We start from the raw sequence: 4,843 nt of genomic DNA on the forward strand, positions 1-4,843 counted from the left end.
CAGATTCTGTCTTAATTGACTTTGCTGCTTCACGAGCAAAAGCTTCGAGTGCTTTCTTATCCATATTGTCCATCCTTAGCCTTTAAGGCTTAAGTTTAGACAGTTACACAGAATTCAGGACACTCTCTTTACTGAGTTTACTAAACTGGTGGTAGCGTGGGCAAAGGTTGAAAATCGAAGCAGTTTTGAGCCTGTTTTTGTATAGTGCTTTCATCAATCGGTTTCTGCGTTATCAATTGATTTTTGTGATTGTTACGTTGCTGGTCGTTTGATTTTTTGCGTAAACTAGCCGCGTTTAAGCTAGAAATTTGTAGCAGTTGCTGAAACGTTTTTTGTATAACCATTTCGTCAATTCTGTTTCGTTTTAGGAATGCTATTTTGTTATTTGTTACGTTATCGCTTGTTTGTGAATCGTAACGTTGAAATGGTTTCGTTAACGCTTTGCAAGGGTATTCCAACATTGAAATTGCCTACTAACAAGGCATTTAATCGGACTAAAAAAAGTGGGCTACTGCGCTGCGCTTGTATTTTAGCCCACTATTTTTAGCCGCTTAATGCGGCGTTAGTTGGCAACGTAATCTGTGGTTTAGTGAGTTTGCTAAACCGGCGGTAGCGTGGGCAAAGGTTAAAAATCGAAGCGGTTATGAATCTGTTTTTGTGTCGTGCTTTCGTCAATGGGGTTCCGCGTTAGCAATTGTTTTTGTGATTGTTACGTTACTGGTCGTTGGCTATTTTGTTATTTGTTACGTTGTCGCTTGTTTGTGAATCGTAATTTGGAAATGGTTTCGCTAACGCTTTGCAAGGGTATTCCAACATTGAAATTGCCTACTAACAAAGCATTTAATCGGACTAAAAACAGTGGGCTACTGCGCTGCGCTTGTATTTTAGCCCACTATTTTTAGCCGCTTAATGCGGCGTTATGTACTTTTACGTTTTTTGTCATCTAAGCTGTGTAGAATACACAATATTTCAGGTGGTTAATGATGTGTAAAATTTAGAAAGTGCATCAAAGTTCTTTGAGTAAGGGTTTGATGTTATTTCACGAAGATGGAGAGACTAAACATAGTGGATAGAAAAGATAAAATTAAAAATGCTGTAAAGGTTTCATTCATGCAAAACCAACAGATTACAACATCAGAAATCATTGAGGCTGTACAGTCCATGTATCCAGAAGTGCCAAGGGGGAGTATTTTACCTAGTGATTTCTGTAGTAATCACTCAAATGAAGACCCTTTCTCTGGTCGTTATCACATTTTCCATAAAGTTAGTCGGGGCTGCTACAAAGTCCTGTAACACGTACATAACAAACTGTTTAAGAGTGATTCGCAACGCGTGGCATTTTTACTATGCGTTGGTTTAAGTGATTAAGGCGGTTTGCGGCAGCGTCGGTATTGCGTTGCTCACACCTTAACAGGGCGTTAGGTGTCTTTAGTAACGCAGCCATCAATTGAACTTATTTTTCAAAATGGCCGTAAAATAATGAATTCATAATATTACGGAGTTAAAAATGAATCAGATTAATCCGGCAAAATTGCGTAATAGCAAATGGACAGCTGTAAAACCGATGAACCGAGAGAAACACTTTTTGGTGTCAGAAGTTGACTATGAAGAAGACGGTTCAGTCACTTTGTGTAAGTTAGAATCTGTTCTTTCCAAAAATGAATATTCCATGGATTGGCTTGAGTTAAAAGATGAAGAAAAATGGTCTCAAGGCTGGACATAATCGGCATTTGGGTAATACACCTAACAAACGGCTCAAGAGGGATTGTCAACGCGTGGCGGCTTTAGTGCAAAATTGAAGCTCAGTGTTTACAGTGTGTTTTTTGAGTTCGGCGGTGCGTTGTCAACCCCTTAGCCGGGCGTTATACAAAAAGGAGAAATAGGCGTAGATGTTTGAAATAATTATCATCGTAGCGTTTGGCTACATTGTATGGAAACTTAAAGGAAATAATACGCCGAAGCCAGCTTCATGGGATTCGCCAAATCAAACTGCGAGCAAGCGTAAAGCTAAATTTGAATTAACTGACGTACCTATTCCATCTAATGTAAAAATTGAGCATAAAAAGCAAAGCCATTTAGCAACTGAAAATGAGCGGAAACTCTATTTTGCATTACAAAAAGCTCTTCCTTCGGAGTATGTAATTCATAGCCAAGTATCACTAATGGCTTTGGTTAAACCTGTTAATTTTAAGCATAATTCTCGAACGTGGGCAAAGCGAATGGACTTTGTCATAACAGATAAGACCACAAAAATTCTAGCAGTTATCGAACTCGATGATTCTACGCATAATTGGAAAAAAAGGCAGGAACGCGATCAGTATGTAAATGAAGTCCTAGATGGACATCATCCATTGGTGCGCTTTAATACAAAGCATTTCTATGAACCGTCTGAAATCGCAAAAGTTTTGTCGCGAGAAACTGAAATTAAGTGTAATAAGTTCGAAGCTAATTTTGTATAACAAACGGCTCAAGAGGGATTGCCAACGCGTGGCGGCTTTAGTGCAAAATTTAAGTTCAGTGTTTACAGTGTGTTTTTTGAGTTCGGCTATGCGTTGTCAACCCCTTAGCCGGGCGTTATGCAAGTTTTTGGCTTTGAGGATCGAGTTTGAATATTGATAGTACAAGTATGGAAAGCATTAAATTAATTTCGGAGATACTGAACAACTTTGGAACATTCATTGCGGGGGTGTCTGCTTTGTGCGGCATTCTCATATGGAAAGGTAAGATTCGTTGGGAAAAGAGGCATGTTCAGGTTCTAGAAAGTTTAAAACTTCTAGCGAAAGCACGTTCAAGTTACCGAGAATGGATGGGGTACAGCTATTTCCCCTTCTTTATCATTGATAGTGAAAATTTTAGTTGTCCTAGTCTTGAGGTCAGAAAGAACCAAGCGAATATAGTTAATGACAGTTTTACTAGTTTAGAGCAGCAACTGTTTAGTGTGGACTTATTTGGGGGGGAATCGGGGGTGTATTCATCTTATGCTACTGAATTTAAGAAGGTATTTGGAGTTTTAGTTTGTGAATTAGATGATGCATTGGACAACAAAGATAAAAAGCTAGCATATAACGTTGATACGCTACCTCCACAACTAGCGTCCAAGCTAGATGACTTAGAAGGGCAGTTGCGAAAGTTAATTTAGTCGAGAACACTTGCATAACAAACGGCTCAAGAGGGATTGCCAACGCGTGGCGGCTTTAGTGCAAAATTGAAATTCAGTGTTTACAGTGTGTTTTTTTAAGTTCGGCGGTGCGTTGTCAACCCCTTAGCCGGGCGTTATAGCTTATCTCACATTTCAACCTAGACATTGCTCAATCGATGCTTCAAAGTAAATCCCGATTTTTGCTCAACAAAAGGAACAAGTATGTTTAGTCATATTATGATTGGCTCCAATGATATTGAAAAATCTAAGGTTTTTTATGACGCCATATTGTCTGTTTTAGGTTATCCATCGGGTGTTATCGATGCTAAAGGGCGCTGTCTTTACATAAACAAAGATGGTGTGCTTGGAATTACGAAGCCAATAAATGGAGAGCTGGCGACTCATGGTAATGGAATGACAATTGGCTTAAAAGTCAGTAGCCCAGAGTTAGTGGATTCATGGCATGCGGCAGGCTTAGCTAATGGCGGTGTAGCTTGCGAAGATCCTCCAGGTCTAAGGGTAAGCGGAGAAAGAAAAATGTATCTAGCTTATTTACCCGATCCAGCAGGAAATAAACTGTGTGCAACGCATCATATTTCTATGGGCAACTAAAGCACCGCTATAACAAACGCTTCAAGAGGGACAGCCAACGCGTGGTATTTTTACTATGCGTTGGTTTTTGTGATTAAGGTGTTATGCGGAAAGTGAGTAGTAGCGTTGTCTGCCCCTTAAGCGGGCGTTAGCTTCTTAAAGGCTAAAATCATCAAAATCCAAACTTCTTGTTCTGAAAAAATAGCTTTTAGTGTTCAAATTGCACAATTTGGCATTTGAATTTTGCTAGATGCTGATTTGGTAGAAAGTGTTGGAAGTTCCGCAGTTTCAAAGCCGCTGAAAGCCAACAAGTCCCGATGCTTCAAAGTTGTTGGATGTTCAACTCGGTCAACTTGGTTTCACAAAAAGCAGCATCGTCGCTGAAATCGCGATTTCTTTGTCGGAAATTCGGTAAGTGGCCAACTTAACCTTGAACGCTGCGAGTTTTGGCAGCTCACTTCACAGCTTTTAGTGTTGGACGTGTGTTTGCTTGATGCTTTTGCGTAAAATGCATTTCAAACAAAAGTGTTTAAAAAATCATTGCTAAACAATAGGCTACGAAGCTAACAAACGCCTCAAGAGGGACTGTCAACGCGTGGCGTTTCCAGTCCCATTGAGCCGCGGTGGTTGCAGTTGTTGTGTTTGGGTTTAGTGGTATGCGTTGCCAGCCCCTTAGGCGGGCGTTAGCTATATTCCATGCTTATTGTGTTTTATTTAAAAAGGTAGATATGAATACTAAGAAAATGAAAACGATTGGTCGTGACGTCCTCTCGTCATTGGCAGAGGCGGTTGGGCTTGTTGTAATTATGATCGGAATGACCTCTTTGATTACGTTTTTACTAGAGCGGTTTGAATGGAAAGACTTTACTATCCAAAGCATGATTAAGGAAAATGTAGCGTACGTTTCAATATTAATTTCTGCTGTGACTCTAGCATTGGTTAATGTTGTTTACATACTGATTCCTAGATACGAGGAATCAGTATGGGTGAGAGTGTCCTGAATTCTGTGTAACTGTCTAAACTTAAGCCTTAAAGGCTAAGGATGGACAATATGGATAAGAAAGCACTCGAAGCTTTTGCTCGTGAAGCAGCAAAGTCAATTAAGACAGAATC

General features: G+C 39.9%; 5 protein-coding genes and 1 pseudogene. All 6 read left to right on the forward strand.

The features are described 5' to 3' along the window. Window positions 1–1,065: 1,065 nt before the first annotated feature. The 6 genes and pseudogenes from AACV20_RS09225 (at window position 1,066) to AACV20_RS09250 (ending at window position 4,237) form a co-directional block, all read left to right on the forward strand. Entirely contained in the window at window positions 1,066–1,293 is a 228-nt protein-coding gene (locus AACV20_RS09225) for a DUF7669 domain-containing protein (protein WP_339377285.1), read from the forward strand. A 214-nt stretch (window positions 1,294–1,507) separates the two neighbouring features. Next, window positions 1,508–1,723, forward strand: a complete 216-nt coding sequence (locus AACV20_RS09230) for a TIGR02450 family Trp-rich protein (protein WP_017049133.1) — start codon at window positions 1,508–1,510, stop codon at window positions 1,721–1,723. Window positions 1,724–1,889: 166 nt separating this feature from the next. After that, a complete protein-coding gene (locus AACV20_RS09235) occupies window positions 1,890–2,459 on the forward strand; it encodes a DUF2726 domain-containing protein (protein WP_017050105.1) in 570 nt (189 codons plus the stop codon). Between the two features lie 146 nt (window positions 2,460–2,605). Then, window positions 2,606–3,139, forward strand: coding sequence for a hypothetical protein (locus tag AACV20_RS09240; protein ID WP_170908068.1), 534 nt, complete (start codon window positions 2,606–2,608; stop codon window positions 3,137–3,139). 222 nt (window positions 3,140–3,361) lie between these two features. Then, window positions 3,362–3,751: a VOC family protein gene (locus AACV20_RS09245; RefSeq protein ID WP_170908069.1), complete on the forward strand. Its 390-nt coding sequence runs from the start codon at window positions 3,362–3,364 to the stop codon at window positions 3,749–3,751. Between the two features lie 332 nt (window positions 3,752–4,083). Continuing rightward, window positions 4,084–4,237: pseudogene (locus AACV20_RS09250) on the forward strand (DUF645 family protein). The last annotated feature ends 606 nt before the right edge of the window (window positions 4,238–4,843 follow it).

It is taken from the genome of Vibrio sp. B4-6 (assembly GCF_963888245.1).
In the GTDB taxonomy this organism is placed as follows: domain Bacteria; phylum Pseudomonadota; class Gammaproteobacteria; order Enterobacterales; family Vibrionaceae; genus Vibrio; species Vibrio anguillarum.

What these genes read in the sequence shown, in the direction of transcription:
- AACV20_RS09235 (WP_017050105.1), top strand. Translation starts at nt 1,890, where the DNA reads ATGTTTGAAATAATTATCATCGTAGCGTTTGGCTACATTGTATGGAAA.
- AACV20_RS09230 (WP_017049133.1), top strand. Translation starts at nt 1,508, where the DNA reads ATGAATCAGATTAATCCGGCAAAATTGCGTAATAGCAAATGGACAGCT.
- AACV20_RS09245 (WP_170908069.1), top strand. Translation starts at nt 3,362, where the DNA reads ATGTTTAGTCATATTATGATTGGCTCCAATGATATTGAAAAATCTAAG.